Raw genomic sequence first — 24,811 nt, 5'->3', positions numbered from 1 at the left:
CCTCCCCCCGTCGGGGAGACCGAGGCGTACGCCTGGCCTGTTGAATTCGATCGTACGTTCGCCAGCGTGGCCCTGCATCTCGGGCGGCCCGCCTCGCCAGGCCCCGGCCGACGGGCTTGCCCGACGGGCCGGGGCCGCCCGGGTGTCTCAGCCCCGTCCCCGATGGAACCGCACGTGCAGCTCCCGCACTCGTTCCGTCAGCTCGGGCACCGGACCGTCCACGACCACACCCGGTGCGACCTCGTGGACGGGGAGTGTCCGCACCGGCGGCGCGGCGACCCCCAACTCGCTCAGCCAGGATGCGAGTTGTTCGGACGAGGCGACGTAGACGATGCGTCCCAGACCGACCCAGGCGTGCGCGGCCGCACACATCGGGCAGTGCTCGCCGGAGGTGTAGACCGTGGCCGCCGCCCGCTCCTCGGGCGTGAGCCGGGCCGCCGACCAGCGTGCCAGTTCGAACTCGGGATGCCGCGTGCGATCGCCCGAGGCCACCCGGTTGTGGTCCTCGCCGAGGACCGTGCCGTCCCCGCCGACCAGGACCGAACCGAACGGCTCGTCCCCGGCCTCGAGCGCCTCGGCCGCGAGTTCCACGCAGCGGCGCAGGTACGGCAGTTCCGTGTCCTTCACGACCATGGTGCCGGACCCCTTCCTGGTGACGACGTGATCAACAGGACTCTACGGCTGCCGGGGCGTACGGCCACGTCCGTAAATGCGTTGCCCGGCCGCCCGGCCCATGCTGGGGTGTGCTCATGACTCATGTGGATCACAGCGCGCTGCTCACCCTGTTCGACCGTGAGCTGCGCGAGGAGGCGCGGCCGGACGGCCCCGGCGTCCGCGTCGAACGGACCGGCGACGTGGTGCGCCAGGTCGGCGGTCCGCAGGGGTGGAACGGCGTCCTGTGGGCCGCCCTCGGCGAGGCGGCGGCGGACGCGGCGATCGCCGGGCAGATCGCCCACTTCACCGGGCTCGGCCTCGACTTCGAGTGGAAGCTGTACGGGCACGACCGGCCGGCGGACCTCGGGCAGCGGCTGCGTGCGGCCGGGTTCAGGCCCGAACCCGAGGAGACGCTGATGATCGGCGAAATCGCGACCCTGTCCCTGGACGCCGAACCTCCGGAGGGCGTCCGCATCGTGCCGGTCACCGATCCGCGGGGCGTGGATCTCGTCGCCGACGTCCACGAGAAGGCGTTCGGCGCGGACAGCGCCTGGCTGCGCGACCAGCTCCTCACCCGGCTCTCGGCCGACCCGGACACCGTCGTCGCCGTCGTGGCGATGGCCGGCGACGAGCCGGTGAGCGCGGCCCGCATGGAACTCGTGCCCGGCACGCGGTTCGCCGGCCTGTGGGGCGGCGGCACCGTCGCGGCCTGGCGAGGCCGCGGCATCTACCGTGCCCTGGTGGCCCACCGCGCCCACCATGCCGCGGCACGCGGCTACCACTACCTCCAGGTCGACGCCTCCAGCCAGAGCCGCCCCATCCTGGAACGCCTGGGCTTCACACCGCTGACCACGACGACGCCCTACGTGTACACCGCCTAGCCGGCCGTCCCTCTCGATGTCACATCCGCCTGGATGTCACATCCGTGCCCGTCCGATCCGTCGCATGGTCATGACGACGATCCAGAAGAACCAGAGCATCCTCCTCGCCGGCGCGAGCGGCGTCCTCGGCCGGCACGTCACCCGCGCCCTGACCGAGGCGGGCCACAAGGTCACCGGACTCGGGCGGAGCCCGGACAACGGCGTCCGCGCCGACCTCATGGACCGCGACGCGCTGCTGCGCGCCGTCGACGGACACCACTTCGACACCGTGATCCACGCCGCGACCGCCCTGCGCAAGCCCCCCATGCGCGACCGCGACATGTTCGCCACCGACGCGCTGCGCACCGAGGGCACGGCCCACCTCGTCGAAGCCGCCCGCGTCACCGGGGCCCGCCGCTTCGTCGTGGAGTCGATGGTCTTCGGCTACGGCTACGGGGACCACGGCGACCGCCCGGTCACCGAGGACGACCCCTTCGGCCCACGCGGCCGGACACCGCAACTGGAGCGGCACATCGCGGCCATGCGGACCAAGGAGCGACTCGCCTTCGAGACGGAGGTGCTGGAGGGTATCGCCCTCCGGTTCGGCCTGTTCTACGGCCCCGGCGGCACCGACGCGCTGCTCCCCCTGCTGCGCAGGCGGCAACTGCCCCTGCCCGCCGACCGCGGCCGGGTGCTGCCGTGGGTGGAGCTCACCGACGCGGCCCGCGCGGTGGTCGCCGCCGTGGAACGCGGCCGGCCCGGGCAGGCGTACAACATCGCCGACCGCACCCCGCTCGGCTTCCGCGCCCACGCCGAGACCGTGGCCGTGACGTTCGGACTGCCGAAGCCGATGACCGTACCGCTGTGGCTGATGAAACCCATGTCGTACGCGCACACGGTGATGTCGTCGCGGCTGGTGGTGTCCTGCGCCAAGGCGGAACGGGAGCTGGGCTGGGCGCCGCTGTACCCGTCCAGCCGTGCGGGGCTCGCCGCGATGCGGTCGGCGGGCCGCTGATCCCGGTCGACACACGGCTCCGGCGTGCCGGGCGCGGGCCGCGGCACGCCGGGGTGCCGCTCTCAGCGGCGTGCCTTCGAGCGGTCCAGTGCGGCGACGCCGAGTGCGGCGAGGCCGATCTGGATGAGCCACTCGACCCAGTCGACGCCCTTGGTGTCGGCGACGTCGAACGCGGCGGCGATCGCGGAGCCGACCAACGCGGCGAGGATGCCGACGAGGATCGTCCACAGGATTCCGATCCGCTGACGGCCCGGGACCACGAGCCGGCCCAGGACGCCGATGACGATGCCGATCACGATGGCACTGATGATGCCGTCGATCTCCATCTCCGCCCCTTTTCTTCCGGTCCCCCGCTGAAGTGCTTGTGCCCCCCGACGGCCGGGACACTCCGGGTGCGGACATGAAGAGGCCGGTCCGGGGCGCGGACCGGCCTTCGGATTCCCTTCCGGTGGGTCTAGGGCCTCGTGGAGGCCTTCGCCGCGGTGCCGGCGCACGCCAGACCCAGGATCAGGGCCAAGGCGCCGATGATGATGTTGTTCCACACGACGCCGGCGTCCGGGCTGTCGCCGACGACCCACGGCGAGATGATCATCCACACCCCGAGTGCGCACATGGCCCAGCTCAGGCCGTACATACGCTCCGGAGCGCGAGTGAACCCGAGCGCCAGCAGACCGATCGCGATACCCATGATCAGGTTGTGTGTCACGAGCGGCGGCTGGCTGGTCGTGTAGTGGACTATCCACGGGGAGGCCGCGCAGTACAGACCGAGCAGGAACACCGGTCCGTCCACGAGCGCCACATCGCGACCGCCGAGCACACGGGCGTACCGATCCCGCATCTCGGATGCATCAGGGTGGCTGGTTATGTCACCTCTGGCGGGCGAGACGTTGGCCATGACTCGTCTCCTTCGTCTTGCAGGGCGACCGCGTCTGGTGGGGTGTGCGGTAAGCGCCGCGTAAGCACATTCTGCGCTTATTTTTCCTTTATGTGTAGAGGTTGGTGGAGGTGTGAACTTCTACTGGGCGGTACATGTCCGGGGGGATCGGGGGCAAGCGGATGTGTACGACAGTGACCGATCGACGTCGCCGGCGGGCGGCGCGGGACAGGGAGGGCAGCGGACGTGTCTGCGGCCATCGGCGCGAAGGTGTTGGAGCGGTTCCCGGCGGGAGCTCCGCGCGGATCATGGCCGGCGGAGGAGTACGCGGCACGCCGCCGGGCCGAGGGGGAACCGGCCACCGTCGTGATGGACCTGGAGTCGGACGCCTTCCTCGTGGTGGTTCCGTCGGACGAGGACTGAACGGCATCGAAGTCCGAAATCCCTGAAATCCCTGAATCCACAGTCCCGAACCCGCGGTCCGAAATCCACAGTCCCGGAATCCACGGTCCGGGATACGAGATGAGCCGCGGTTTCCTTGACGGCCGTCGTCTCCCGCTGCCACGATCCATGGCATGACCATGCGACTGGACCTCACGCGGCGACGCCACGTCGACCTCGCACGCGTCTCCAGCGCTTCCTGTCGCGCCGCAGCCTGAGTCTCCCGGCTCGCCGCTTCTCCCCACCGCCGTATTCGCCGCCGGCCGAACATCTTCGCGCCGACGGTACGTCATGCGCGGTGCATTCCCCTCACGCCTGAATTCGGCGCTCAGCCACGCCCGTTGAACGCGGCGTCCCCGAATCCGGCCTGCCACGCGCGTTCGCGCCCTCTCCCGGAAAGAGACCCCATGGCCACCGTCCTCTCCGTCTCCGGCAGCCCCTCCGCCTCCTCCCGCACCAGCCGACTGCTGCGCCACCTGGACGAGCGGCTGACCGCACAGGGCCATGACGTGATCCCGCTCGACGTCCGCACCATTCCCGCCGAGGCCCTGCTCGGCGCGGACTTCCGGCACCCCGCGATCGTCGAGGCCACCGACCTGTTCGCACGAGCCGACGGCGTCGTCGTCGGCACGCCCGTCTACAAGGCGTCCTACTCCGGTGTCCTCAAGGCACTGCTGGATCTGCTCCCGCAGTACGCACTCACCGGCAAGACCGTGCTGCCGCTCGCCACCGGCGGCAGCATCGCCCATGTCCTGGCCATCGACTACGCCCTGCGTCCGGTGCTGACCTCCATGGGTGCGGCGCACATCGTGCAGGGCTGGTTCACCCTCGACAAGGACATCACCGTGCACGACGACGGGTCCCTGGCCGTCGCACCGGGCGCCAACGAGGCGCTCACCCAGGTGGTCGACCAGTTCTCCACGGCGCTCGGCCGCACCCCGTTGCTGGCCGTGGCGGGCTGACACCCACTCACCGCCGCGCCGCCGGACGTTCCACCTCGATCGGAGACTTCCCGTGTCCCTCACCTTCCACTGGTTCCTGCCCACCAACGGCGACAGCCGCCATGTCGTCGGGGGCGGCCAAGGCACTCCCGCCACGGCGTCCGGGCGCGACCGGCCGCCGACGGTCGCCTACCTGAGCCAGATCGCCCGCGCCGCCGAGGAGGTGGGCTTCGCCGGTGCCCTCACCCCCACCGGCACCTGGTGCGAGGACGCGTGGCTCACCACCGCGATGGTCAGCCAGAACACCGAACGCCTGAAGTTCCTCGTCGCCTTCCGGCCCGGGCTGATCTCGCCCACCCTCGCCGCGCAGATGGCGTCCACGTTCCAGCGGCAGACCGGAGGACGGCTGCTGCTCAACGTCGTCACCGGCGGCGACAACCGGGAACAGCGGGCCTTCGGCGACTTCCTCGACAAGGACAGCCGGTATCGCCGGACCGGTGAATTCCTGCACACCGTGAGGGAGTTGTGGCAGGGCCGTACCGTCGACCTGCACGGTGAGCACCTCCGCGTGCAGGACGCGAAGCTCGCCCGTGTGCCCGACCCCGTTCCCCAGGTGTACTTCGGCGGCTCCTCGCCCATCGCCGGTGAGATCGCCGCCCGGCACGCCGATGTCTATCTCACCTGGGGCGAACCGCCCGCCCAGGTCGCCGGGAAGCTCGACCGGCTCCGGTCGCTGGCCGCCGCCGAGGGGCGCACCCTCCGCTTCGGCATCCGGCTGCACGTCATCACCCGCGACACCGCCGAGCAGGCCTGGGCCGAGGCGAACCGGCTGCTGGACGGCTTCGACCCGGAGACCGTGGCGTCGGTGCAGGCCGGGCTCGCCCGCAGCGAGTCCGAGGGGCAGCGGCGGATGCTCGCCCTGCACGGCGGCCGGCGCGACCGTCTGGAGATCCACCCCAACCTGTGGGCCGGCATCGGCCTGGTGCGCGGCGGCGCGGGCACCGCCCTGGTCGGCAGCCACGAGGAGGTCGCCGAACGGATCAAGGAGTACCACGCCCTCGGCATCGACGAGTTCATCCTCTCCGGTTATCCGCACCTGGAGGAGGCGTACTGGTTCGGCGAGGGCGTGCTGCCGAGGCTCGCCGCGCAAGGGCTGTGGCGGCATCCCGCGGACAACGAGGCCGTGCCCGCCGCACCCGCCACGCCGGCTGTGCTCGCGCCCTTCGCGAGCTAGGCCCCGTCGGCTCCCGCCCCAACGATCAACCCTGGGACCGGCGTTGGGCGTCATCCGCACCGAGGGGCAGCCCAGCCCCTCGGTGAACGGGAGGCACACACCATGAAGCAGCGGGCTTCACGCACCGTCTCATTCGCCCTGGCCGTGGCGTTATCCGCCGGAACGGCGGCTCTCGCCCCGTCCGCACACGCGGCACAGCCGACGCGCGACCACGAGGCGACCCGGACCGCATTGCGTGATCTCGTGGAGAAGGGCGGCCTGCCCGGAGCGGTTGCCAAGGTCCAGGACGGCAAGGGAGGTTGGTTCGCGGCGGCCGGCCACGCCGACACCGCAACGGGCCGTGAGCGTTCCCCCGGCGACCACTTCCGCGGGGCCAGCATCACCAAGACCTTCGTCGCGACCGTCCTGCTCCAGCTGGAGGCGGAAGGCCGACTGAGCCTCGACGACACCGTCGAGCGATGGCTGCCTGGCCTGGTGCAGGGCAACGGCTACGACGGCGACCAGATCACTCTGCGCCGGCTCCTCGACCACACCAGCGGCATCGCCAACTACACCGACGACCCCGCGTTCGTCCACGACGCCGCCGGTCCCGGCTTTCCGGAGCACCGGTACGACACGTACACGCCCGAGGAACTCGTGGCGATCGCACTGAAGCACCCGCCGCTGCCCGACCCGGAGACGAAGCCGGTGTACTCGAACACCAACTTCGTCATCGCCGGGATGGTCGTCGAGAAGGTGACGGGCCGCTCCTACGCGCAGGAGATCACCCGCCGCATCATCCGGCCGCTGAAGCTGCGCGGCACGTCGTTCCCCGGCACGTCACCCCACATGCCGAAGCCCCACCCCGTCGGCTACTCCCGGCTGCACCAGGAGGCCCCGGACGCCCCGGTCCACGACGCCACCGAACAGAACATGACCTGGCTGGGCGCGGCCGGTGACGTCATCTCCACCAGCGGCGACCTCAATCGCTTCCAACGGGCTCTGATCAGGGGCGATTTGCTGCCCCGGAAGCAGATGGAGAAGATGCTCGACGAGGTGCCGGCGGGGGGCGGGCTCGGGTACGGACTCGGAGTCGAGTTCGCGCAGCTGTCCTGCGGCGTGAAGGTCGTGGGCAAGAGCGGCCGGACGAACGGCTCCCTGTCCGCGATGTTCGGCACGCAGGACGGGAAGCACCAGCTGACGTTCAACATCAACGGTGACTGGCTCCCGGACCCGTCGCTCTACATCGACGTCATCGAAGCGGAGTTCTGCGGCAGGGCCCCGTCCCGCACGGAAAAGCCGTCCGCGCTGCCCGGCCTCGGCTAGCCGGACGCCAGTGCGCCGAGGTGCGTCCGGCGTGCCTCGGCCGTCTGGGCCTGCACCAGCAGGAACATCCCCTCGCGTGCCAGCCGCTGAGCCCGGCTGTCCAGGGTCATGGACCGGCCGCCCCCGGCCACGATCGCCGCGGTCGTGGCCGCCCGCAGCACGTCGTACGCCCGTGTCTTCAGCGCCAGCCGTTCCGGGACGCACTCGTGCGGGACGGGGTGGTCGGCCAGTGCATAGGCCTCTTGCCGGACCTCGTCGAGCCGGGCCCGCAGCGCCCGGGCCGGCTCCCGGCCGTCCGGGGCGTCCGCCACCAGGTCCAGGGCCGCGCTCGCCACCCCGAACACGGCCGGACTGGTGTTGGCGGCCCTGGGCAGGTCGACCAGGGCGAACCGCTCCTGTGAGATACGCAGCACAACGGCGTCCTCCGGCACCCACAGGCCGTCCAGCTCCAGGGAGACCGTACGGGCCGCGGTGAGGGCCGCGAGCCGCATCGGCGCCGACGGACGCATCCCCGGCTGTTCGCGGGCCTCGGCGACGACGAACACCACTTCGGCCGTGTCCGTCACACCCGCCAGCAGCATCACGTCGTTCAGACCCCAGCCCGTGTACCAGGGCACCGTGCCCTCGAAGCGCCAGCCGCCCCGCTCGGGAATCGCCCGCACGGGCACGCGGGGGAAGGCACGGACGTGCGCGAACGCGATGCCGGCCAGCGACTCGCCGGTCGCCAGCGGGCGCAGCAGCCTCTCCCGGACCGGAGAGTCGTATGTGGCGAGCAGCTTCACCGGTGTGTGGTGCTGTGTCTGCACGAACCATGTGGAGCAGCACGCCCCGGCCAGGATCTCCGCGATCTCCCGCGCCACGGCGACGGGCGCGTCCGCCCCGCCGTACTCCTTCGGCGCGCCCAGCCCGGGCAGCCCCGACCGCCTCACCGCCTCGATGTGGCTCGCCGGCACCCCCTCCTGGTCGACGCGCTCGGCGTGCGGGAGGAGGAGATCGCGCGCGAGTCGCTGTGCGCGGGTGACGAGGGGGTGGGGCGGAGAGGCGAGGGGCGTGGAGCTCATGGGACTGATTCTCGCGGTCGGGCGGCCCAGGGGTGCCACCTCCGGGGTGTGTCGTTCGCCCCAGCACGTCAGGGATGGGCGCCGCGCAGATCCAGTTCCGTCAGCACATCGAAGTCGAGCCCGTCGGCGCGGGCCAGGTAGATGCGCTGGCGCACATGGCTGTCCCGCAGGTGCAGCAGTCCGCGCGGCCCCTCGTACGACACCGCGCCCGCCGCGGCCCCGATCGCCGAGACGTCAAGCGTCCCGGCCCGCCTCAGCAGCGCGGACAGCAACAGCACGCCCTCGTAGCAGGACTCGCCGAGGCTGCCCAGGGCGGGTGCCTCGACGCCGTAGCGGGCCGCGTACTGCCCGTGGAAGTCGAGGGTGTCCCGGTTGGCCAGCGAGGCGAAGAACCCGGCCGTGCTGTACAGGTCCTCGGTGGCCGCCGGGCCGCTCGCCACCAGCATGTTCTCGTCCATCAGCGTGCTCAGCCGCAGACAGCGCGCGTGCAGGCCGTGCGCCGCGAACGCCCGGTTGAAGCGCACCGCGTCGCTGCCGACGAGCAGCATCAGCACCCCGTCGGCGTCCGAGCGCTCGATGCCGCGCAGCACCGGTTCGAAGTCGTGGGTGCCGAGCGGGAGATAGACCTCGTCGGCGACGGTCCCGCCGGAGGCGTGCGCGTACCCGCGGGCCGCCCGTGCCGTCCGCCGCGGCCACACGTAGTCGTTGCCGACGACGAACCACCGCCGCACCCCGCGCTCGTGCGCCAGCAGGTCCATCGCGGGCCGCAGTTGGTCCCGCGGCGTCTCGCTCGTCAGGAACACCCCGGCCGTGTCCTCACCGCCCTCGTACAGCGCCGTGTACACGTACGGGACCCGGTGCGCGATCCGCGGCGCCAGCGCCCGGCGCACCGAGGAGATGTGCCAGCCCGTGACGCCCTGCACGACACCCAGGTCCACCAGCGCCTCGACATGGCCGGCGACCTCGCGGGGCGCGCCCGAGCCGTCGACCGGCACCAGCCGGAGCTCCCTGCCGAGCACGCCGCCGTCCCGGTTGACCTCCTCGGCCGCCAGCCGCGCGCACAGCTCACAGGTGGGTCCGAAGATCCCGGCCGGCCCCTGCATGGGGAAGACGAGCGCCACGCCGAGGACGGAGTCGTCGGCCGTGAACCACTCGGGCGCGGGGAGATCGTGCCGGACCATGGCGTCATGATTCCGGCTGCGCCGGACGAACTCCAGTGCGTCTCCTAGGATGGACGCACCTCTGGTCGAACTAGGAGCAGGATGCCCACCCCAACCCCGCGCCGGCCCGACGACCTCGTGCAACTGCTGACGCGGGCCGAGCGGCTGGCGGCGCGGCGGTTGCAGGCCGTGCTGGAGAAGGAGGGCTGCTCGCTCGACGCGTGGCGGGTGCTGGCGCTGCTGTCCGACGGCGAGGGGCACCACATGACGGCGATCGCGGAGGCCGCCTTTCTGCCGCCTCCGACGCTGACCAAGCTGGTCGACCAACTCGTCGACCAGAACCTCGTGCACCGCCGGGTTGACCCGTTCGATCGCCGTCGCGTCCTCGCCCACCTCACTCCTCGCGGCCGGGAGTACTGGCAGCGGCTCGACCGCGCGGTGCGCGCCGGCTGGCAGCCGCTCGGCGAGGGCGAGGACGAACTGCTGCGGTCCCTGCTGGACCGGCTGGCCGCGACGCTGGCGGAGTCGGCACGCGTGTGAGCGTCCGGGGCGTATGCAGGCCCCCGCGGACACCTTCGAGCCGCCGAGCGGCGCCCCTGCGCACGATGACTGGTCTACACCCTTGACTGGTACAGACCAACGCGGTTGAGTGTGCCTCCGACACCCCCCACCACGGCCGCGCCAGGGCTGTGCTTCACCCTGCCCTGCCGTGTGCGGCCGTGCCCCGCAAAGGAGTTGATCCCGTGTCGAGACGCCGTGTCTCCGCCGTCCTGGCCGCCCTCGCCCTCGCGGGCACCGCGCCGGTACTCCTGCCGGCCACCAGCGCCTCCGCCGCCGCGTGCTCCAGCTATCCCAACTGGGTGGCGGGCAAGCCGTACGCCGCCGGCGACATCGTCCGCTACACCGACGGCAAGGCGTACAGAGCCGAGCACGCCAACCCGGGCTACGACCCGACCATCAGCACCTGGTACTGGGAGCCCTACGCCTGCGACAGCGGTCCGGGCACGCCCGACGCGCGCTTCGTCGTGAGCGAGGCGCAGTTCAACCAGATGTTCCCGAACCGGAACCCCTTCTACACCTACAGCGGGCTGACGGCGGCCCTGAGCGCCTACCCCGGCTTCGCCAACACCGGCAGCGACACGGTGAAGAAGCAGGAGGCCGCCGCCTTCCTCGCCAACGTCAGCCACGAGACCGGCGGCCTGGTGCACGTGGTGGAGCAGAACACCGCCAACTACCCGCACTACTGCGACTGGAGCCGCCCCTACGGCTGCCCGGCCGGCCAGGCCGCCTACTACGGGCGTGGCCCGATCCAGCTGAGCTGGAACTTCAACTACAAGGCCGCGGGCGACGCGCTCGGCATCGACCTGCTCAACAACCCGTGGCTGGTGCAGAACGACGCGGCCGTCGCCTGGAAGACCGCCCTGTGGTACTGGAACACCCAGACCGGCCCCGGCACCATGACCCCGCACAACGCCATGGTGAACGGCGCCGGCTTCGGCCAGACGATCCGCAGCATCAACGGCTCCCTGGAGTGCGACGGCAAGAACCCGGCGCAGGTGCAGAGCCGCGTGACCAACTACCAGCGGTTCACGCAGATCCTCGGGACGTCACCGGGCGGCAATCTCTACTGCTGACGGCGGGCCGTGTGTGAGACTCCGTCGATGACCTCACAGACGATCACAGCGGACGCCTCGGGCACCTGGAAACTCGGCGACCTGCCCGTCCACCGCATCGGCTTCGGCGCGATGCGGCTGACGGGCAGTGCCGCCTTCCACCTCGGCACTCCGAGTGACCGCGACCGGTCGATCGCCGTCCTGCGCAACGCGATCGACCTCGGCGTCAACCACATCGACACGGCCGCCTTCTACTTCTCGTCGCTGCGCTCCGCCAACGAGCTCATCAACAGCGCGCTGGCGCCGTATCCCGACGACCTGGTCATCGTCACCAAAGTGGGCCCTCACCGGACCTACGACGGGGAGTGGGGCACCTCGGCCCGCCCCGAGGACCTGCGCGGGCACGTCGAGGAGAACCTGCGCCAGCTCGGCCGCGACCACCTCGACGTGGTCAATCTGCGCCGGATGCCGAAGTACGACTCGATCGCCGAGCACTTCGGCGCCCTCGCGGAACTGCGCGAGGCAGGTCTGATCCGGCACCTCGGCATCTCCAACGTCACGCCGCGCCACCTCGCCGAGGCACAGGCCATCGCCCCCGTGGTCTGCGTGCAGAACCGGTACGCCCTCGACCGTCCCGACCCCGCCACCGACGAACTGCTGGAGATCTGCGGCGAACAGGGCGTCGCCTTCGTGCCGTTCTACGCGGTCGCCGGCGAGGGCGGCGAGCGTGGCGCCGCCACCCCACACGACGAGGAACTACGAGCCGTGGCCCGCGCCCACGGCGCGAGCCCCGCGCAGATCCGCATCGCCTGGACCCTGCACCAAGGCGCACATGTGCTCGCCATCCCCGGCACGGGCAACCCCGACCACCTCGTGGAAAATGTGGCGGCCGGCGCGATCCGTCTCACGGACGGGGAACTGGACCGGCTGAACTCGCTGCGCCCAGCGGCTGGTTGACCGGTCAGACCACCCATGCCCCGTCCCGCATGAGATGCCGGCGCGGCAGCTCGTGCACCTCGCACCAGGCTTGCACCGCGCGCGGCCGCACCCGGAAGAACGCGTACGACGCATGGTCCTCGCGAGGATCCCAGCCGGTCTTCGCGCGGAACGCCTCGGCCGCCGCCGGCGGCACCTCGGGGATCGTGAAGGTCTCCGCCTCACCGTCGACGAGCACGACGTCCCGGGTGTCCCCGAAGGCCAGCCGGGCCCGCCGGCCGTCCCGCAGATTGCGGCCCGTGGGATTGGTCAGCCGTGTGCACAGCCACACGGCCTCGTCGTGCCACACGAACCAGAGTGGCACCAGACACGGCACGCCTTCGGTGTCCGCCGTGGCGACCCAGATGTCGATCTCCCGCTCCATACGGTTCAGGAGGTCGGCCTTGCGCTGCTCGGGGGTGCGGGGCGGTTCGGTGATCTTCATGGCCGGGACGCTAGTGGGTGGCCGGGCATACCGCCTCGGGCCGGCGGCGTAGGCCGAGACCTAGGTCCTCGGGAGGTCGAGGTACTGCGCCCGTCCCTCTCCGAGCGACCAGTCGGCCGGTCCGTTCTCCGTCAGGACGACGAACACGTTCCTCGGTTCCGTCCCCGCGTAGGCATGCGCGAGCTCGGCGATCCTCCCGTACAGCGCCTGCTTCCGCGCGGGCGGGCGACCCGAGCGCAGCGTGATCGCGACGTAGACGATGCCGTCGTCGCGGTGCACTCCGAGGTAGTCGTCGTACCGGAGGGTGCTGCTCGCGCCGTCGTGGTCCACCAGGACCTGGAAGCGGTCGTCGGGTGGAATGTCGATCGTTTCGACGAGGGCGTCGTGAACGGCGCGACCGAGTGCGGCGAGTCGCTCGGGGCCGGCCCGGAGCGTGTCTATGCGGACGAAGGGCACGGAGGTCTCCTCGGAGCCGTAGGGGCGTTGCCTTGATCGTACATACTAGTAGGTACAGAGTTTGCACGGCTGTTTTGCATCCCATGGGTGTTACGTATAACCTCTCTCGTCAACCACGCGCTCCGAGAGGCTCTGATGCGACGTATCGCCCTGGTCACCCTCGTCGTCGACGACTACGACGAGGCGATCCGCTTCTACACCGAGGCTCTCGGATTCCGGATCGCCGAGGACGCTCCCCGGCCCGACGGGTCGCGCTGGGTCGTCGTCGAACCCGGGAGTCCCGGAACGGGCGGCGGTCTGCTGCTCGCCCGTGCCGAAGGGGCGGCGCAGGCCGGCCGGGTCGGGGATCAGACCGGCGGGCGGGTCGGGTTCTTTCTGCACACCGACGACTTCGCCCGGGACCACGCCCGCATGGCCGCCGCGGGCGTCACGTTCCTGGAGGAGCCGCGGCACGAGCCGTACGGAACCGTCGCCGTCTTCCAGGACCTGTACGGCAACCGCTGGGACCTGCTCCAGCCCGCCGGCTGACCCTGTCCCCACCCCTGTGAACCACTCGCTCAAGGAAAGACTCGCCATGACTGCTACGCGCGTAGACGCCGATGTGATCCGTCGCCTCCCCAAGGCCGTGCTGCACGACCACCTCGACGGCGGCCTGCGCCCCGCGACCGTGGTGGAGCTCGCGGACGCGGTCGGCCACACCCTGCCCACCACCGACCCCGCCGGACTCGCCGCCTGGTACTACGAGGCCGCCAACTCCGGCGACCTGGTGCGCTACATAGCCACCTTCGAGCACACCCTGGCCGTCATGCAGACCCGCGAGGGCCTGCTGCGCACGGCCGAGGAGTACGTGCTCGACCTCGCCGCGGACGGTGTCGTCTACGGTGAGGTGCGCTACGCCCCGGAGCTGATGGTCCGGGGCGGGCTGACCCTGCCCGAGGTCGTCGAGACCGTGCAGGAGGGACTCGCGGCCGGTATGGCGAAGGCGGCGGCCGCCGGGACGCCCGTGCGGGTCGGGACGCTGCTGTGCGGGATGCGGATGTTCGACCGGAGCCGGGAGATCGCCGATCTGGTCGTGGCGTTCCGGGACGCCGGTGTCGTCGGCTTCGACATCGCCGGCGCCGAGGACGGCTTCCCGCCCGCCGACCACCTCGCTGCCTTCGAGCACCTGCGCCGCGAGAACGTGCCGTTCACCATCCACGCCGGGGAGGCGCACGGCCTGCCCAGCATCCACCAGGCCCTTCAGGTGTGCGGCGCCCAGCGCATCGGACACGGCGTGCGCATCACCGACGACATCCCCGACCTCGCGTCGGGCAAGCTCGGCCGTCTCGCGGGCTGGGTGCGCGACCGGCGTGTCGCCCTGGAGATGTGCCCGACCTCCAACCTCCAGACCGGCGCCGCGACCTCCATCGCCGAGCACCCGATCACCGCGCTGAAGGACCTCGGCTTCCGCGTCACCCTGAACACCGACAACCGGCTCGTGTCGGGTACCACGATGACCCGCGAGATGTCCCTGCTGGTCGAGCAGGCGGGCTGGACCGTCGAGGACCTGCGCACGGTCACGGTGAACGCCCTGAAGAGCGCGTTCCTCCCGTTCGACGAGCGGAACGCGCTGATCCGGGACGTGGTCCTGCCCGGCTACGAGGCCGCGCTCTGAAGGAGCCCCCGCAGGTAGGCGGCCTGTCCGATGTGCTGGAGATCGTCGGACAGGACGCTGACCAGCCGGACGCCCAGGGTGACCGGCGGGTCCCAGCGCTCGTCGACGACGCGCTCCAGGTCCTTGGCCGCCAGACCGCGCAGGGCTTCGAGGGTCTGGTCGTGCACGGCGTCGTAGTAGCCGGTCAGCATCTCGCCCGAGTCGACCCGGACCTTGGCGACCTTGGCGGGACTGTGGCCGTAGCCCGTGTCGTGCCGGGGCAGACCGAGGCCGAAGCGCTTCTCCCAGTCCTGGGACAGCCACACCTGGTCGAGGTCGAACGCGTCGGCGACGTGGTCGTCCTGGACGCGGGTGAGGTGCCAGACCAGCCAGGCGATGGAGTTGGTGTCGGGGGAGGGGCGGGCGCTCAGTTCGTCGGGCGCGAGGCCCTCGACGGTGGCGTGGACTTCTTCCCGGATGCGGTTGTAGCCGTCGATGAGGATGTCCTTCGCATGCATGCCTCCACCATCGCGCATCGCCGCGCCCCGTGCGCCCCGGTTCACACGCCGGTGGCATCCGGTGTTGCGCCGGTGGCCCACGCTTGCGCGCCTGTGGTCTCCCGTGGTGCGCGCCCGCCGTGTCTCGTGACGCGCTCGCCGTGTCCTGTGGCGGGCTCGCTGTATCCCTTGATCCCTTGATGCGCTCGCCGTGTCGCGTGGCGCGCCCACCGTCTCCGGTGTCGCGCCTGTGGTCTGCGCTTGCGCGCTCGTGATCTCCGGTGCGGCGGCCTGTGGTCTGCGCCTTACGCGCCCATGGTCTCCGGTGTCGCGCCTGTGGCCCCGGGCGACCCGCCCCTGGCCCCCAGCGATGTGCCCGTGCTCCCCGTCGATGTGCCCGTGGCCTCCAGCAGCGCCATCAGCGCCCGGGCCGCCGGGCTCGTGGCCTGCCGGGGCGGCAGCAGGGCCACCGTCTCGTAGACCGCCTCGCCCGTTCCCTTCACGGGCAGCGCGGTCAGGGAGGCGCGTTTGTGCGCGAAGTGCCGCGGCACGACGGCGACGCCGAGGTTCTCGTCGACCAGGTCGAGCAGGGTGTGCACGTCGTTCACCTCCAGGGCCACGGTCCGCCGTACGCCCGCGGCGGCGAACACCGTGTCGGTGGTCCGGCGCGGACCCCAGTCCGGGTGGAAGTCGACGAACACCTCCCCGCCCAGTTCCTCCGGCGTGACGGCCGCACCGGCGGCGGCGAGCCGGTGGCTGGAATGGCACAGCAGCGTCATCGGCTCGCTGCTCAACGGCACCGACCGCAGCTGGTCGCTGTCCGCCTGCGTCCGGACGGCGAACGCCAGGTCGAGCCGCCCGGCCGCGACCTCCTCCGCGAGCGCGCCCGACCCCGCCTGCCGCAGACAGATCTCCACGTCCGGATGCTGGTGCCGGAAGGTGGCGAGCAGCCCCGCGACATGCACCCCGGCGATGCACTGCTCACTGCCGAGCGCGAGCATGCCGCGCAGGACGCCCTGCACCGCCGCCACCGCCTCGTGGGCCGCGCGCACCTGCGCCAGGATCCGCTCCGCCTCGCCGAGCAGCGCCCGCCCGGCCGGGGTGAGCGTCACCCGGCGGGTCGTGCGCACGAACAGCGGCGTCTGCAGCTCCCGCTCCAGCGCCCGGATCGAGGCCGACAGGCCGGACTGGGACACCAGGAGCCGCTCCGCCGCCCGGGTGAAGTGCTGGTCCTCGGCGACCGCGACGAAGTGCTGCAAGTGGCGCAGTTCCATGACTGAGAAGCGTAGCCGCTGAATTCCATCGGATTCTTCTGTTGGACGCATGGGAGCAGGTCACGACAGAGTGGACACCGGTTTCTTCCCGACCGAGCCAACCCCTCTGGAGTCGCGTTGTACACCGCACACCCCGACCGCTACGCGGACATGCCCTACCGGCGCACCGGACGCAGCGGCCTGAAGCTCCCCGCGCTCTCGCTCGGCCTGTGGCACAACTTCGGCCCGGACCGGCCGGTCGAGACCCAGCGAGCCATCCTGCGCCGCGCCTTCGACCTCGGCGTCACCCACTTCGACCTCGCCAACAACTACGGCCCGCCGCCCGGTGCCGCCGAGTCCGCGCTGGGCGAGTTCCTGAAGTCGGACTTCGCCACCTACCGCGACGAGCTGGTCATCTCCACCAAGGCCGGCTATCTGATGTGGCCGGGGCCGTACGGCGAGTGGGGCTCGCGCAAGTACGTGCTGTCGTCCCTGGACCAGAGCCTTGCGCGGATGGGCCTGGACTATGTCGACATCTTCTACTCGCACCGCCCCGACCCGGAGACTCCGCTGGAGGAGACGATGGGCGCCCTGCACTCGGCGGTGCAGCAGGGCAAGGCGCTGTACGTCGGTATCTCCAACTACTCCGCGGAGCAGACCCGCGAGGCCGCCCGCATCCTGGGCGAGCTGGGCACCCCGCTCCTGATTCACCAGCCGCGCTACTCGATGCTGGACCGCCGCCCCGAGGACGAGGGCCTGCTGGACGCCCTCGACGAGCTCCAGGTCGGCTCCATCGTCTTCTCCCCGCTGGAGCAGGGCCTGCTCTCCGCCCGCTACCTCGACGGCATCCCGGAGGGCTCCCGGGCCGCGAGCGACAGCCCGTTCCTGAACTCCGACGCGGTCACCGAGGAGCTGGTGGGCCGGCTGCGCGACCTGAACGACATCGCCAAGTCGCGCGGACAGACGCTGGCCCAGATGGCGCTGGCCTGGGTGCTGCGCGGCGGCCGGGTGACCTCCGCGCTGGTCGGCGCGAGCAGCCCGCAGCAGCTGGAGGACAGCGTCGGAGCCATCGCCAACCTGGACTTCGACGCGGACGAGCTGGCCCGCATCGACGCGGTCGTCAAGCAGTAACCGGGTCTGCTCGACCGGGGGCGGCCGCCCCCGGTCGAGCGGATCAGGAACCGATCCGCTCCTCCAGGCGCACCGTCACCGTGTCGCCCTCCTCCTTGCCGATGGACTTGCGGACGTCGGCCTTCACGGGCAGCTTGTGCGTGCCGTCGCCCAGTGCCATGAACGAGCTGCGGAACGGGTGCCCGTCGATCGTCCCGCGGACCTTGACCAGGCCGCGGGTACCGAAGAACTCGGCCGACCCTGGCCAGACCAGGTAGGTCCAGCCGCCCTCGGCGGGGCTCTTGCGCAGGACCGCGGTGAATTCCGTGTCCAGTTTTCCGGTCGTGGCCATGATGTCCTCCGATGTTCGGCGGCCTCTCACCCACACAGACCGCCGGACACCGGAGAACTCATCGCCGGAGCCGGTCTCACGCCCCGGCGGGCACCCGGTCGAGGAATCCGAGGACGGCCCTGATCCGGCCCTGCCCGTCCAGCGTGATCACATCCGACCCGGCCACCGGCGCCGAGCCGTCGGTCTCGCTGACCAGCTCCCACGAGAAGCGCGCGATGTGGTGGTGCCCGTCGACGGCGCCGGCGAGCCGGAACTCCAGCCCCGGGAACTGCTCGCGGGCCGCGGCGATCAACGCGGCGATCTGCTCGTGGCCGTGGACGTCGGCCAGAGGGTCGGTGTAGCCGCCGTCCTCGGTCCACGCGGCGGCGACCGCCTTCGCCCGGGCCGCCGGGTCCTCGGCGTTCCAGGCCTCGAAGTAGCGGGCGACGGCGTCCCCGTAACGGTGGGCGGGTGCGGACATGGGCGATCAGCCTCCGAAAGGTCGTGTGTGCTGGTCAGACCCCGGATCACCGCTCGCGGCGAACCGGCACGGACCACCCTGCCCGCGTCCGGCGGGACCGTCGATTACCTCCGGAGTCATCACCCCCTGGCGACCGCCCGCAGCGTTTCGGCCAACTCGGGGTGTGAATATGCCAGGAGACTGGCCGGAAAGACATGGTGACAGTGTTTCAGTAGTGAACATACTGACCAGCGAGAGCGCTTTCACATCCAGCGACGGCGCCCTCACGCACAGCACGCGAGCCGCAGGACAGGCAAGGCCGGGCAGGCAGGCAGGCGGGCAGGGCAACGGGGGAGGGTCACGTGCACGACGAGTTTCTGTGCCATGTCACGGCCTACGGAGTCTGCGACGGCCGCCGCATCGGGGTCCCGCTGGGCACCTACCGGGCGCCGACCCTCGCCCTCGCCCTGTGGTGGCTGCGCGACCGCGCCTCCTGGATCGCCCAGCGCCTCGACCCCCAGCCCGACGCCGAGCACTTACCGCCGGGTGCGCTCGTGCCGGTCGCCGAGACCGTGCCCGACGTGCCCACCCTGCTGCGCGCCTGGTGCGCCGACCCCGGTCAGCAGGAGAGGGTCGCCGAGGAGTTGGCGGCCGGACGGCTGGTACGCATCGCCACCAGCGACGACACCACCGAGTACGAACTGCTCGCCGAGTCCGTGGACGCCCTGCGGATGCAGCGTGCGGCTCCCTCCCTGGGCGTACCCGTGGCCTGAGCGGCTCGCCGAGTCATACATCAGGCAAATCGGTAGAATCTTGGTCATGGCGCAGTCGTCGGTGACACCAGAACTCGTCCTGGAGACCGAGACGGGCTCGACAGTGATGATTCCGGGGCGCGATTACCACGTCGGGCGCGACCCGTTGAGCGACATCGTCATCGACGACGACCGGGTCTCCTGGCACCACGCGGTACTGAGACCCGACGACGGGCACTGGACCATCGAGGACGAGAACAGCACCAACGGCACCTACGCCGACGGCCGCCGCATCCACGACTGGGACGTCGGACCCGGCAGCGTCATCCGCCTCGGCGATCCGGCCGACGGACCGCGCGTGGTCCTGACGGGCCGCCCCCCTCCGGCCCCGGAACGCCCCTCCGCCGTCTCGATGCCGGCCATGACGGGCACCTACCGGCGGCCCACGACCGTACGGCCGCTGCCTTCCCGCACCGTCCGCATCGGCCGCGCCGCCGACAACGACCTGGTCATCGACGACCTGGTGGTCTCCCGCCGGCACGCCGAACTGCGCGCCCTGCCCGACGGGACGTACGAGATCACCGACCTCGGCAGCCACAACGGCACGTACCTCAACGGCAGCCGCGTCACCAGCGCCCCGGTCGGCCAGGGCGACATCGTCGGCATCGGCCACTCGGCGTTCTGCCTCGTCGGCGACCAGCTCCAGGAGTACGTCGACACCGGTGAGATCTCCCTCGACGTGCAGGACCTCGCGGTCACCGTCGACCGGGGCCGCAAGACGCTGCTCGACCACGTGTCGTTCCCGGTGGGGGAGAAGTGCCTGCTCGCCGTCGTCGGCCCGAGCGGCGCCGGGAAGTCCACGCTCCTCAACGCCCTCACCGGCCAGCGGCCCGCCGGCCACGGCACCGTCCTCTACGACGGCCGCGACCTCTACCGCGACTACGCCGAGCTGCGCCAGCGCATCGGCCTCGTCCCGCAGGACGACATCCTGCACGCCCAGCTGACCGTCCGCAAAGCCCTGTCCTACGCCGCCGAGCTGCGCTTCCCGCAGGACACCGCCAAGGCCGAACGACGCGCCCGGGTCGACGAGGTGATCCGCGAACTGGGCCTGGAACAGCGCGCCGGCCAGCCCGTGCACAGCCTGTCCGGGGGCCAGCGCAAGCGCGTCAGCGTGGCTCTGGAGCTGCTGACCAAGCCGTCGCTGCTGTTCCTCGACGAACCGACGTCCGGACTCGACCCCGGCATGGACCGCTCGGTGATGCACATGCTGCGCGGCCTCGCCGACGACGGCCGGACCGTCATCGTGGTCACCCACAGCGTGCTCAGCCTGGACGTGTGCGACCGGCTCCTCGTGCTCGCGCCCGGCGGGAAGATCGCCTACTACGGGCCTCCCGAGGACGCCCTGGCGTACTTCGGTTTCGAGCAGTGGCCGGAGGCCTTCGAGGCCTTCGACCGGGACGCGGACCGGGACTGGGCCGGTGACTACAGCGCCTCGCCCTTCCACGGCCGGTACGTCGCCGACGCCACCGCCCAGCCCCGGCAGCCCCGGTCCGGACCCGTCGTCATCACTCCGCCGCCCCGGCCGCGCAGCCGGGCCGCCCAGCTCGGCACGCTCGTACGGCGGTACGCGGCCGCCCTCAGCGCCGACCGTACGTTCCTGATCATCATGATCGCCCTGCCGTTCGTGATGGGCGTGATGGCGCGGGCCCTGGCGGGCGGCAAGCTGACGCAGGAGACGGCGATGAACGCCCTGCTCATCCTGTGTGTCGGCGCGGTGCTCACCGGGGCCGCCAACGCCGTGCGGGAACTCGTCAAGGAACGGGTGATCTACCAGCGGGAGCGGGCGGTGGGCCTGTCCAGATCGGCGTACCTGATGTCCAAGGTCGTCGTCCTGGGCGTCATCACCGTGCTCCAGGCGGTGGTGCTGACCCTGGTCGCCCTGCTCGGCGTGGACCTCAACGCGCCCGGTGGCGAAGGCGTCCTGATGCCGCCCCTGGTGGAGATCGCGGTCGCCGTCGCCCTGCTGGCGTTCACGGCGATGATGCTCGGCCTGTTCATCTCCGCGCTGGTGCGCAAGGAGGAGGTGACGATGCCGCTGCTCGTGCTGATCGCCATCGTCCAGGTCGTCTTCTGCGGTGCCCTGCTGAAGCTGGACGGTGTGCCCGGGCTCGAGCAACTGGGCTGGCTGGTGCCCGCGCGCTGGGCGCTCGCCGCGATGGCCGGCACCGTCGGGCTGGAGCGGATCGTGCCCGACGAGCTGACCAAGGATCCGCTCTTCGAGCACTCGGCGGGCACGTGGCTGCTCGACGTCGGGATGCTGCTCGTGCTGTCGGCGCTCTTCGGCTTCCTGGTGTCCCGGCTGCTGCGCCGCCACGAACCGGCCGTGATGCGGAAGTAGGCAGCGCCTGTGACGACTCCTGGATTCCGGCCCACGCACGTGGTCCCGCAGAACGGGATGCCCGCCTGGGAAGCCCCCGACCCGTCCCGGTCCACGGTGGACCTGGACCCCCTGCTGCCGGTGCAGCTGCTGGAGCGGCAGGGGGACTGGGGGCACGTGCTGTGCTTCAACGGCTGGTCGGCCTGGGTCGACGGCCGCCGCCTGGTCGCCGTACCGCAGGATCCGCCCGCCGCGGACGGGCCGCTCACCCGCAGCGCCGATCCGCGTCCGCTGCTGAGCCGGGCGCAGGAGGCCCTGGCGCGCTACCGGTCCGCGGTCGAGGACCTCGCGGCCGGTTCGGACCGGGAGTCCTTCCACGCCCGCACCCACGGGCTGCGGATCGGCGTCGTCGTCGACGGCGAGTCCGTGTGGCTCTACGACGCCGCGCACGGGCACTGGGTGTACGCCGACGGCACCCGGGCGACCACGTACGCGACGGACGAGACACCCCGGTCCGACCCGGAATCCCAGCCGGCCGAGCCCCCGGTCCCGACGCGCACGCCGACCCGGGTCGTACCGGCGGAGGCCATCGAGGAGGTACCCGGGGCGGAGCAGCCGGGCCGGCCGGTGCGGCCGACCCCGCCGACCGAGGCACCACCCACCCGGGTCGTACCACCGGAACCCCCTCGGGCCGCGCCTCGTGTGCCGCCGGAGCCGACTCGGGTGGTGTCGCCCGAGGCTGCCGAGTCCTCTCGGGCCGGGTCTGCCGACGCCGGCGAGCCGACGCGGTTCGTGCCTCCGGAGGCTCCCGAGCCCACCCGGGTGGTGTCACCACAAACGCCCGAGGCGCCGCCCACGCGGGTCGTGTCCCCCGAGGGGGACGGCGAGCCGGCCTCGGACGAGGAGGCCGCCGGTTCCGGCGAGGCGTCGCCCACGCGGGTCGTGGGGTCCGAGCCCACCCGGATCGTGTCGCCCGAGGGTGACGTCCGTTGACCCGCGAGACGAGTCTGTTCTCGGGGCGGCCCTCCGAGCTGGTCGGGCAGCAGATCGCCGGGTACCGGATCGAGCAGGAGATCGGGCGCGGCGGCATGGCCGTGGTCTACCGGGCCCGGGACCTGCGTCTGGAGCGCACCGTCGCGCTCAAGCTGCTCGCCCCGGAGCTCGCCCGCAACGACACCTTCCGGCGCCGCTTCACCCACGAGTCCCGGGCCGCCGCCGCGATCGACCACCCGCACATCGTGCCGGTCTTCGAGGCAGGCGAGACGGATGGCGTGCTGTACATCGCGATGCGGTTCGTCGCCGGCAGCGACCTGCGTCATCTCCTGGACCGGGAGGGCCCGTTGCCGCCCGCCACCGCCGTACGCGTCGCCGCCCAGGTCGCCTCCGCGCTCGACGCCGCCCACGACCACGGCCTGGTGCACCGGGACGTCAAGCCCGGCAACATCCTGGTCTCCCGCGGCACCGACAGCGACCACCCCGAGCACGTCTACCTCACCGACTTCGGCCTGACCAAGAAGTCGCTGTCGCTGACCGGCTTCACCACGGTCGGCCAGTTCGTCGGAACCCTCGACTACGTCGCGCCCGAGCAGATCTCCGGCAAACCCGTCGACGCCCGCTGTGACGTGTACGGCTTCGCCTGCGTCGTCTTCGAGGTCCTCGCCGGCCACCCGCCCTTCCTCCGGGACGACGACATGGCCCTGCTGTGGGCTCACCAGTACGACGACCCGCCGCCATTGACCGAGTCCCAGCCCGGCCTTCCACCCCAGGTGGACCCGGTGTTCGCCAAGGCCCTCGCCAAGAACCCCGACGAGCGCTACCCCTCCTGTCTCACCTTCGTCGCAGCCCTGCGCGCCGCGACGACCGGTGGCGGAGCCGGCGCCGGGCCCGCGCCAGCCCGGATGGGCCGGCCGCCGGGGGAGGAGGGGCCGAAGCCGCCGCCGCGCTGGGCGGAACCGGTCTTCGTGGAGCGGGCGTAGAGCACGGCTGCGGGGCAGCCGGTGTGCCCGGCGTCAGCCCGTCTGCTCGGCGCGCACCTCACCCCGCCGCCGCACGTGCCGCGCCGACAGCGCGCCGGCGAACCCGGTCAGCAGCCCCCACGGGACGGCCAGGCCCACGGCTCCCCACAGCCGGGGTCTGAGGAACAGCTCACCCGCGAGGCCGCCGCCCAGGTCGCCGATGCCGAGCACGGACAGGCCGTAGTGCGCGGAGACGCGCCCGACCAGGCAGATCATGAACACCGTGAGCGCGAGCGCCAACGCCATGTGCACCGCGTGCTGCCAGGCCCGTACCCGCGCCGGCGACCGGGCCGCCATCACGAACGCGGCGGCGAGCAGCAGCACCACGTCGACGACCAGCAGCCACCACACCCTGCCGTCGTGCTCGGCGAGTGTCCGCAGGTTCAGCTCGGAGATGTCCGGGGTGCGCAGCACCTCGTCGAGCACATGCGGCATGGGCAGCCCGAACGGCCCCTCCACCCGGCCGTTCCAGGTGGCACCGAGTCCGATCGTCAGCGCCAGCCACACCAGATTGGGCATGCCGAGCAGGATCACGGCGAACGTCTCCGCCACGTGCCCCCGCGTCGCCGCGACGACCAGGGCGACGACCACGCCGATGACGACGCACGCGAGCAGCAGCGCGACCATCGCGTACGCGGCCGGCCGCACCGGCGCCTGGAAGCGCAGCAGCCCGGCCGGCAACGGGGCCCCGCGCGACACCAGCAGGGCCAGCACCAGCACACCGGCCAGCCACACCACGCCGACGAACACGGACAGCGGAACGTCGGTGGTGAAACCGATCCTCGGCGAGGCGCCGAACAGGTCGCCCAGTTCGCCCAGCGCGTCGTTCCCGAGGGAGATGTCGAACGTGTGGCGGGCGGCGAGGGCGAGACCGATCAGCCCGAGCAGCCACAGCACCGCGATCCTGGCGGCCCAGCCGGCCAGCTCCGCCGTACCGGCGACCGCGCGGTGCCGCAGGGGCCGCAGGAATCCCCAGGCGATCACCAGCGCCCCGGTGAGCGTGACGGACAGGGGGATGACGGTCAGGCCCGCCTGCGTGTCGGCGAGGTCTCCGGCGCTTCCGGAGAGCTTCACGGTGCCCCCGACGGCGGTGACCACGGTCGCCGCGACGACCGGTGCGAACGCGCCGTCCGGAAGGTCCGCCGCCCCGGCCGCCCACAGGCCCAGCGCGGACACCGCCGCCATGGCGAGCAGCGCGCCGACCACCGTGACGAGGGCATGCATCCACCCGTGGCGGGCGACGGCCCGCTCGCCGGAGGTACGTGCCTGGCCGGAGGAGGTGCGCGAACTCACGCTGCCACGCTAAGCAGCACCCGCGCCGGACGCCCGCCGGGAGGTCCGTCCGCGTC

27 protein-coding genes and 1 pseudogene are annotated in these 24,811 nt (G+C 71.7%); 16 read left to right on the top strand and 12 right to left on the bottom strand.

The genetic code is table 11. The features are described from left to right. Positions 1-147: 147 nt before the first annotated feature. A complete protein-coding gene (locus MQE23_RS02095) occupies positions 148-633 on the bottom strand; it encodes a nucleoside deaminase (RefSeq protein ID WP_020269331.1) in 486 nt (161 codons plus the stop codon). Positions 634-758: 125 nt separating this feature from the next. On the opposite strand from MQE23_RS02095, the gene MQE23_RS02090 reads away from it, so the two are divergent. Both MQE23_RS02090 and MQE23_RS02085 read left to right on the top strand, forming a co-directional pair. Then, positions 759-1,535 (top strand): GNAT family N-acetyltransferase, encoded by a 777-nt coding sequence (locus tag MQE23_RS02090; protein WP_037666280.1) that lies wholly within the window; start codon positions 759-761, stop codon positions 1,533-1,535. Between the two features lie 70 nt (positions 1,536-1,605). Continuing rightward, positions 1,606-2,529 (top strand): NAD(P)-dependent oxidoreductase, encoded by a 924-nt coding sequence (locus MQE23_RS02085; RefSeq protein WP_037666284.1) that lies wholly within the window; start codon positions 1,606-1,608, stop codon positions 2,527-2,529. Between the two features lie 62 nt (positions 2,530-2,591). Here MQE23_RS02085 and MQE23_RS02080 read toward each other — a convergent pair whose 3' ends face one another. Both MQE23_RS02080 and MQE23_RS02075 read right to left on the bottom strand, forming a co-directional pair. Then, positions 2,592-2,855 (bottom strand): GlsB/YeaQ/YmgE family stress response membrane protein, encoded by a 264-nt coding sequence (locus MQE23_RS02080; protein ID WP_020269328.1) that lies wholly within the window; start codon positions 2,853-2,855, stop codon positions 2,592-2,594. A gap of 128 nt (positions 2,856-2,983) precedes the next feature. Further along, entirely contained in the window at positions 2,984-3,424 is a 441-nt protein-coding gene (locus MQE23_RS02075; RefSeq protein WP_037666279.1) for an SPW repeat protein, read from the bottom strand. Between the two features lie 225 nt (positions 3,425-3,649). On the opposite strand from MQE23_RS02075, the gene MQE23_RS02070 reads away from it, so the two are divergent. The 4 genes from MQE23_RS02070 to MQE23_RS02055 all read left to right on the top strand — a co-directional run bounded on the left by MQE23_RS02070 (position 3,650) and on the right by MQE23_RS02055 (position 7,324). Continuing rightward, positions 3,650-3,826, top strand: coding sequence for a hypothetical protein (locus tag MQE23_RS02070; protein ID WP_010033064.1), 177 nt, complete (start codon positions 3,650-3,652; stop codon positions 3,824-3,826). Positions 3,827-4,251: 425 nt separating this feature from the next. After that, positions 4,252-4,806, top strand: a complete 555-nt coding sequence (gene ssuE, locus MQE23_RS02065) for an NADPH-dependent FMN reductase (RefSeq protein WP_243378005.1) — start codon at positions 4,252-4,254, stop codon at positions 4,804-4,806. 52 nt (positions 4,807-4,858) lie between these two features. After that, on the top strand, positions 4,859-6,019 hold the full coding sequence (locus MQE23_RS02060; protein WP_243378004.1) for an LLM class flavin-dependent oxidoreductase: 1,161 nt from the start codon (positions 4,859-4,861) through the stop codon (positions 6,017-6,019). A 102-nt stretch (positions 6,020-6,121) separates the two neighbouring features. Next, on the top strand, positions 6,122-7,324 hold the full coding sequence (locus MQE23_RS02055) for a serine hydrolase domain-containing protein (RefSeq protein ID WP_037666271.1): 1,203 nt from the start codon (positions 6,122-6,124) through the stop codon (positions 7,322-7,324). On the opposite strand, the gene MQE23_RS02050 is transcribed toward MQE23_RS02055, so the two are convergent. Both MQE23_RS02050 and MQE23_RS02045 read right to left on the bottom strand, forming a co-directional pair. Then, complete coding sequence (locus MQE23_RS02050) at positions 7,321-8,385, bottom strand: acyl-CoA dehydrogenase family protein (protein ID WP_243378003.1); 1,065 nt, start codon at positions 8,383-8,385, stop codon at positions 7,321-7,323. The two genes, MQE23_RS02055 and MQE23_RS02050, sit on opposite strands and share 4 nt — an antisense overlap. Positions 8,386-8,453: 68 nt before the next feature. Further along, positions 8,454-9,566 carry a substrate-binding domain-containing protein gene (locus tag MQE23_RS02045; RefSeq protein WP_020269321.1) on the bottom strand — a complete coding sequence of 371 codons (1,113 nt, stop codon included), beginning with the start codon at positions 9,564-9,566 and terminating at the stop codon, positions 8,454-8,456. 81 nt (positions 9,567-9,647) lie between these two features. Here MQE23_RS02045 and MQE23_RS02040 point away from each other — a divergent pair, with 81 nt between their 5' ends. The 3 genes from MQE23_RS02040 (at position 9,648) to MQE23_RS02030 (ending at position 12,115) form a co-directional block, all read left to right on the top strand. Continuing rightward, the gene (locus MQE23_RS02040) at positions 9,648-10,085 is read left to right on the top strand and encodes a MarR family transcriptional regulator (protein ID WP_020269320.1); all 438 of its coding nucleotides are present in this window, start codon (positions 9,648-9,650) and stop codon (positions 10,083-10,085) included. Between the two features lie 203 nt (positions 10,086-10,288). After that, the gene (locus MQE23_RS02035) at positions 10,289-11,179 is read left to right on the top strand and encodes a glycoside hydrolase family 19 protein (protein ID WP_020269974.1); all 891 of its coding nucleotides are present in this window, start codon (positions 10,289-10,291) and stop codon (positions 11,177-11,179) included. A 27-nt stretch (positions 11,180-11,206) separates the two neighbouring features. After that, complete coding sequence (locus MQE23_RS02030) at positions 11,207-12,115, top strand: oxidoreductase (protein WP_020269973.1); 909 nt, start codon at positions 11,207-11,209, stop codon at positions 12,113-12,115. A 4-nt stretch (positions 12,116-12,119) separates the two neighbouring features. Here the strand turns inward: MQE23_RS02030 and MQE23_RS02025 are convergent, their stop codons facing one another. Beyond that, complete coding sequence (locus MQE23_RS02025) at positions 12,120-12,578, bottom strand: pyridoxamine 5'-phosphate oxidase family protein (protein ID WP_243378001.1); 459 nt, start codon at positions 12,576-12,578, stop codon at positions 12,120-12,122. A 60-nt stretch (positions 12,579-12,638) separates the two neighbouring features. After that, a complete protein-coding gene (locus MQE23_RS02020; RefSeq protein ID WP_243378000.1) occupies positions 12,639-13,034 on the bottom strand; it encodes a tautomerase family protein in 396 nt (131 codons plus the stop codon). Between the two features lie 135 nt (positions 13,035-13,169). On the opposite strand from MQE23_RS02020, the gene MQE23_RS02015 reads away from it, so the two are divergent. Both MQE23_RS02015 and MQE23_RS02010 read left to right on the top strand, forming a co-directional pair. Further along, positions 13,170-13,562: a VOC family protein gene (locus tag MQE23_RS02015; protein ID WP_243377998.1), complete on the top strand. Its 393-nt coding sequence runs from the start codon at positions 13,170-13,172 to the stop codon at positions 13,560-13,562. Between the two features lie 46 nt (positions 13,563-13,608). Beyond that, the gene (locus tag MQE23_RS02010; RefSeq protein WP_243377997.1) at positions 13,609-14,688 is read left to right on the top strand and encodes an adenosine deaminase; all 1,080 of its coding nucleotides are present in this window, start codon (positions 13,609-13,611) and stop codon (positions 14,686-14,688) included. Here MQE23_RS02010 and MQE23_RS02005 read toward each other — a convergent pair. Next, positions 14,670-15,185, bottom strand: a complete 516-nt coding sequence (locus tag MQE23_RS02005) for a DUF664 domain-containing protein (protein WP_243377995.1) — start codon at positions 15,183-15,185, stop codon at positions 14,670-14,672. The two genes, MQE23_RS02010 and MQE23_RS02005, sit on opposite strands and share 19 nt — an antisense overlap. A gap of 284 nt (positions 15,186-15,469) precedes the next feature. Continuing rightward, positions 15,470-16,438 (bottom strand): LysR substrate-binding domain-containing protein, encoded by a 969-nt coding sequence (locus MQE23_RS02000; protein WP_243377994.1) that lies wholly within the window; start codon positions 16,436-16,438, stop codon positions 15,470-15,472. Positions 16,439-16,555: 117 nt separating this feature from the next. On the opposite strand from MQE23_RS02000, the gene mgrA reads away from it, so the two are divergent. Beyond that, positions 16,556-17,548 carry an L-glyceraldehyde 3-phosphate reductase gene (gene mgrA, locus MQE23_RS01995; protein WP_279345113.1) on the top strand — a complete coding sequence of 331 codons (993 nt, stop codon included), beginning with the start codon at positions 16,556-16,558 and terminating at the stop codon, positions 17,546-17,548. A gap of 43 nt (positions 17,549-17,591) precedes the next feature. On the opposite strand, the gene MQE23_RS01990 is transcribed toward mgrA, so the two are convergent. Next, positions 17,592-17,879 carry a DUF1905 domain-containing protein gene (locus tag MQE23_RS01990; protein WP_020269964.1) on the bottom strand — a complete coding sequence of 96 codons (288 nt, stop codon included), beginning with the start codon at positions 17,877-17,879 and terminating at the stop codon, positions 17,592-17,594. A gap of 76 nt (positions 17,880-17,955) precedes the next feature. After that, positions 17,956-18,339: a nuclear transport factor 2 family protein gene (locus tag MQE23_RS01985; RefSeq protein WP_243377993.1), complete on the bottom strand. Its 384-nt coding sequence runs from the start codon at positions 18,337-18,339 to the stop codon at positions 17,956-17,958. 341 nt (positions 18,340-18,680) lie between these two features. On the opposite strand from MQE23_RS01985, the gene MQE23_RS01980 reads away from it, so the two are divergent. From MQE23_RS01980 to MQE23_RS01965, 4 genes and pseudogenes are all read left to right on the top strand, one after another. Further along, positions 18,681-19,091 (top strand): hypothetical protein, encoded by a 411-nt coding sequence (locus MQE23_RS01980; protein ID WP_020269962.1) that lies wholly within the window; start codon positions 18,681-18,683, stop codon positions 19,089-19,091. Between the two features lie 46 nt (positions 19,092-19,137). Then, a complete protein-coding gene (locus tag MQE23_RS01975; protein WP_243377991.1) occupies positions 19,138-21,468 on the top strand; it encodes an FHA domain-containing protein in 2,331 nt (776 codons plus the stop codon). Positions 21,469-21,477: 9 nt separating this feature from the next. Next, positions 21,478-21,975: pseudogene (locus MQE23_RS01970) on the top strand (hypothetical protein); the annotation flags it as partial. A 461-nt stretch (positions 21,976-22,436) separates the two neighbouring features. Further along, the gene (locus tag MQE23_RS01965) at positions 22,437-23,423 is read left to right on the top strand and encodes a serine/threonine-protein kinase (RefSeq protein WP_243377989.1); all 987 of its coding nucleotides are present in this window, start codon (positions 22,437-22,439) and stop codon (positions 23,421-23,423) included. A 33-nt stretch (positions 23,424-23,456) separates the two neighbouring features. Here MQE23_RS01965 and MQE23_RS01960 read toward each other — a convergent pair whose 3' ends face one another. Next, the gene (locus tag MQE23_RS01960) at positions 23,457-24,686 is read right to left on the bottom strand and encodes a streptophobe family protein (RefSeq protein WP_243382443.1); all 1,230 of its coding nucleotides are present in this window, start codon (positions 24,684-24,686) and stop codon (positions 23,457-23,459) included. Between the last annotated feature and the right edge of the window lie 125 nt (positions 24,687-24,811).

The sequence above is a fragment of the Streptomyces sp. HP-A2021 genome (assembly GCF_022807935.1).
Lineage (GTDB): Bacteria > Actinomycetota > Actinomycetes > Streptomycetales > Streptomycetaceae > Streptomyces > Streptomyces afghaniensis.
Note: the sequence above shows the minus strand (reverse complement) of the source record. Positions and strands in the feature narration are given on the sequence as shown.

Bases quoted from the DNA above. Each gene is read 5' to 3' on its own strand.
- MQE23_RS01990 (WP_020269964.1), bottom strand. From the start codon at position 17,879: ATGGCCACGACCGGAAAACTGGACACGGAATTCACCGCGGTCCTGCGC.
- MQE23_RS01985 (WP_243377993.1), bottom strand. From the start codon at position 18,339: ATGTCCGCACCCGCCCACCGTTACGGGGACGCCGTCGCCCGCTACTTC.
- MQE23_RS02095 (WP_020269331.1), bottom strand. From the start codon at position 633: ATGGTCGTGAAGGACACGGAACTGCCGTACCTGCGCCGCTGCGTGGAA.
- MQE23_RS02015 (WP_243377998.1), top strand. From the start codon at position 13,170: ATGCGACGTATCGCCCTGGTCACCCTCGTCGTCGACGACTACGACGAG.
- MQE23_RS01975 (WP_243377991.1), top strand. From the start codon at position 19,138: ATGGCGCAGTCGTCGGTGACACCAGAACTCGTCCTGGAGACCGAGACG.
- MQE23_RS01960 (WP_243382443.1), bottom strand. From the start codon at position 24,686: ATGCATGCCCTCGTCACGGTGGTCGGCGCGCTGCTCGCCATGGCGGCG.
- MQE23_RS02030 (WP_020269973.1), top strand. From the start codon at position 11,207: ATGACCTCACAGACGATCACAGCGGACGCCTCGGGCACCTGGAAACTC.
- MQE23_RS02075 (WP_037666279.1), bottom strand. From the start codon at position 3,424: ATGGCCAACGTCTCGCCCGCCAGAGGTGACATAACCAGCCACCCTGAT.
- MQE23_RS02050 (WP_243378003.1), bottom strand. From the start codon at position 8,385: ATGAGCTCCACGCCCCTCGCCTCTCCGCCCCACCCCCTCGTCACCCGC.
- ssuE (WP_243378005.1), top strand. From the start codon at position 4,252: ATGGCCACCGTCCTCTCCGTCTCCGGCAGCCCCTCCGCCTCCTCCCGC.
- MQE23_RS02025 (WP_243378001.1), bottom strand. From the start codon at position 12,578: ATGAAGATCACCGAACCGCCCCGCACCCCCGAGCAGCGCAAGGCCGAC.
- MQE23_RS02010 (WP_243377997.1), top strand. From the start codon at position 13,609: ATGACTGCTACGCGCGTAGACGCCGATGTGATCCGTCGCCTCCCCAAG.
- MQE23_RS02045 (WP_020269321.1), bottom strand. From the start codon at position 9,566: ATGGTCCGGCACGATCTCCCCGCGCCCGAGTGGTTCACGGCCGACGAC.
- MQE23_RS02005 (WP_243377995.1), bottom strand. From the start codon at position 15,185: ATGCATGCGAAGGACATCCTCATCGACGGCTACAACCGCATCCGGGAA.
- MQE23_RS02080 (WP_020269328.1), bottom strand. From the start codon at position 2,855: ATGGAGATCGACGGCATCATCAGTGCCATCGTGATCGGCATCGTCATC.
- MQE23_RS02055 (WP_037666271.1), top strand. From the start codon at position 6,122: ATGAAGCAGCGGGCTTCACGCACCGTCTCATTCGCCCTGGCCGTGGCG.
- MQE23_RS02040 (WP_020269320.1), top strand. From the start codon at position 9,648: ATGCCCACCCCAACCCCGCGCCGGCCCGACGACCTCGTGCAACTGCTG.
- MQE23_RS02085 (WP_037666284.1), top strand. From the start codon at position 1,606: ATGACGACGATCCAGAAGAACCAGAGCATCCTCCTCGCCGGCGCGAGC.
- MQE23_RS02000 (WP_243377994.1), bottom strand. From the start codon at position 16,438: ATGGAACTGCGCCACTTGCAGCACTTCGTCGCGGTCGCCGAGGACCAG.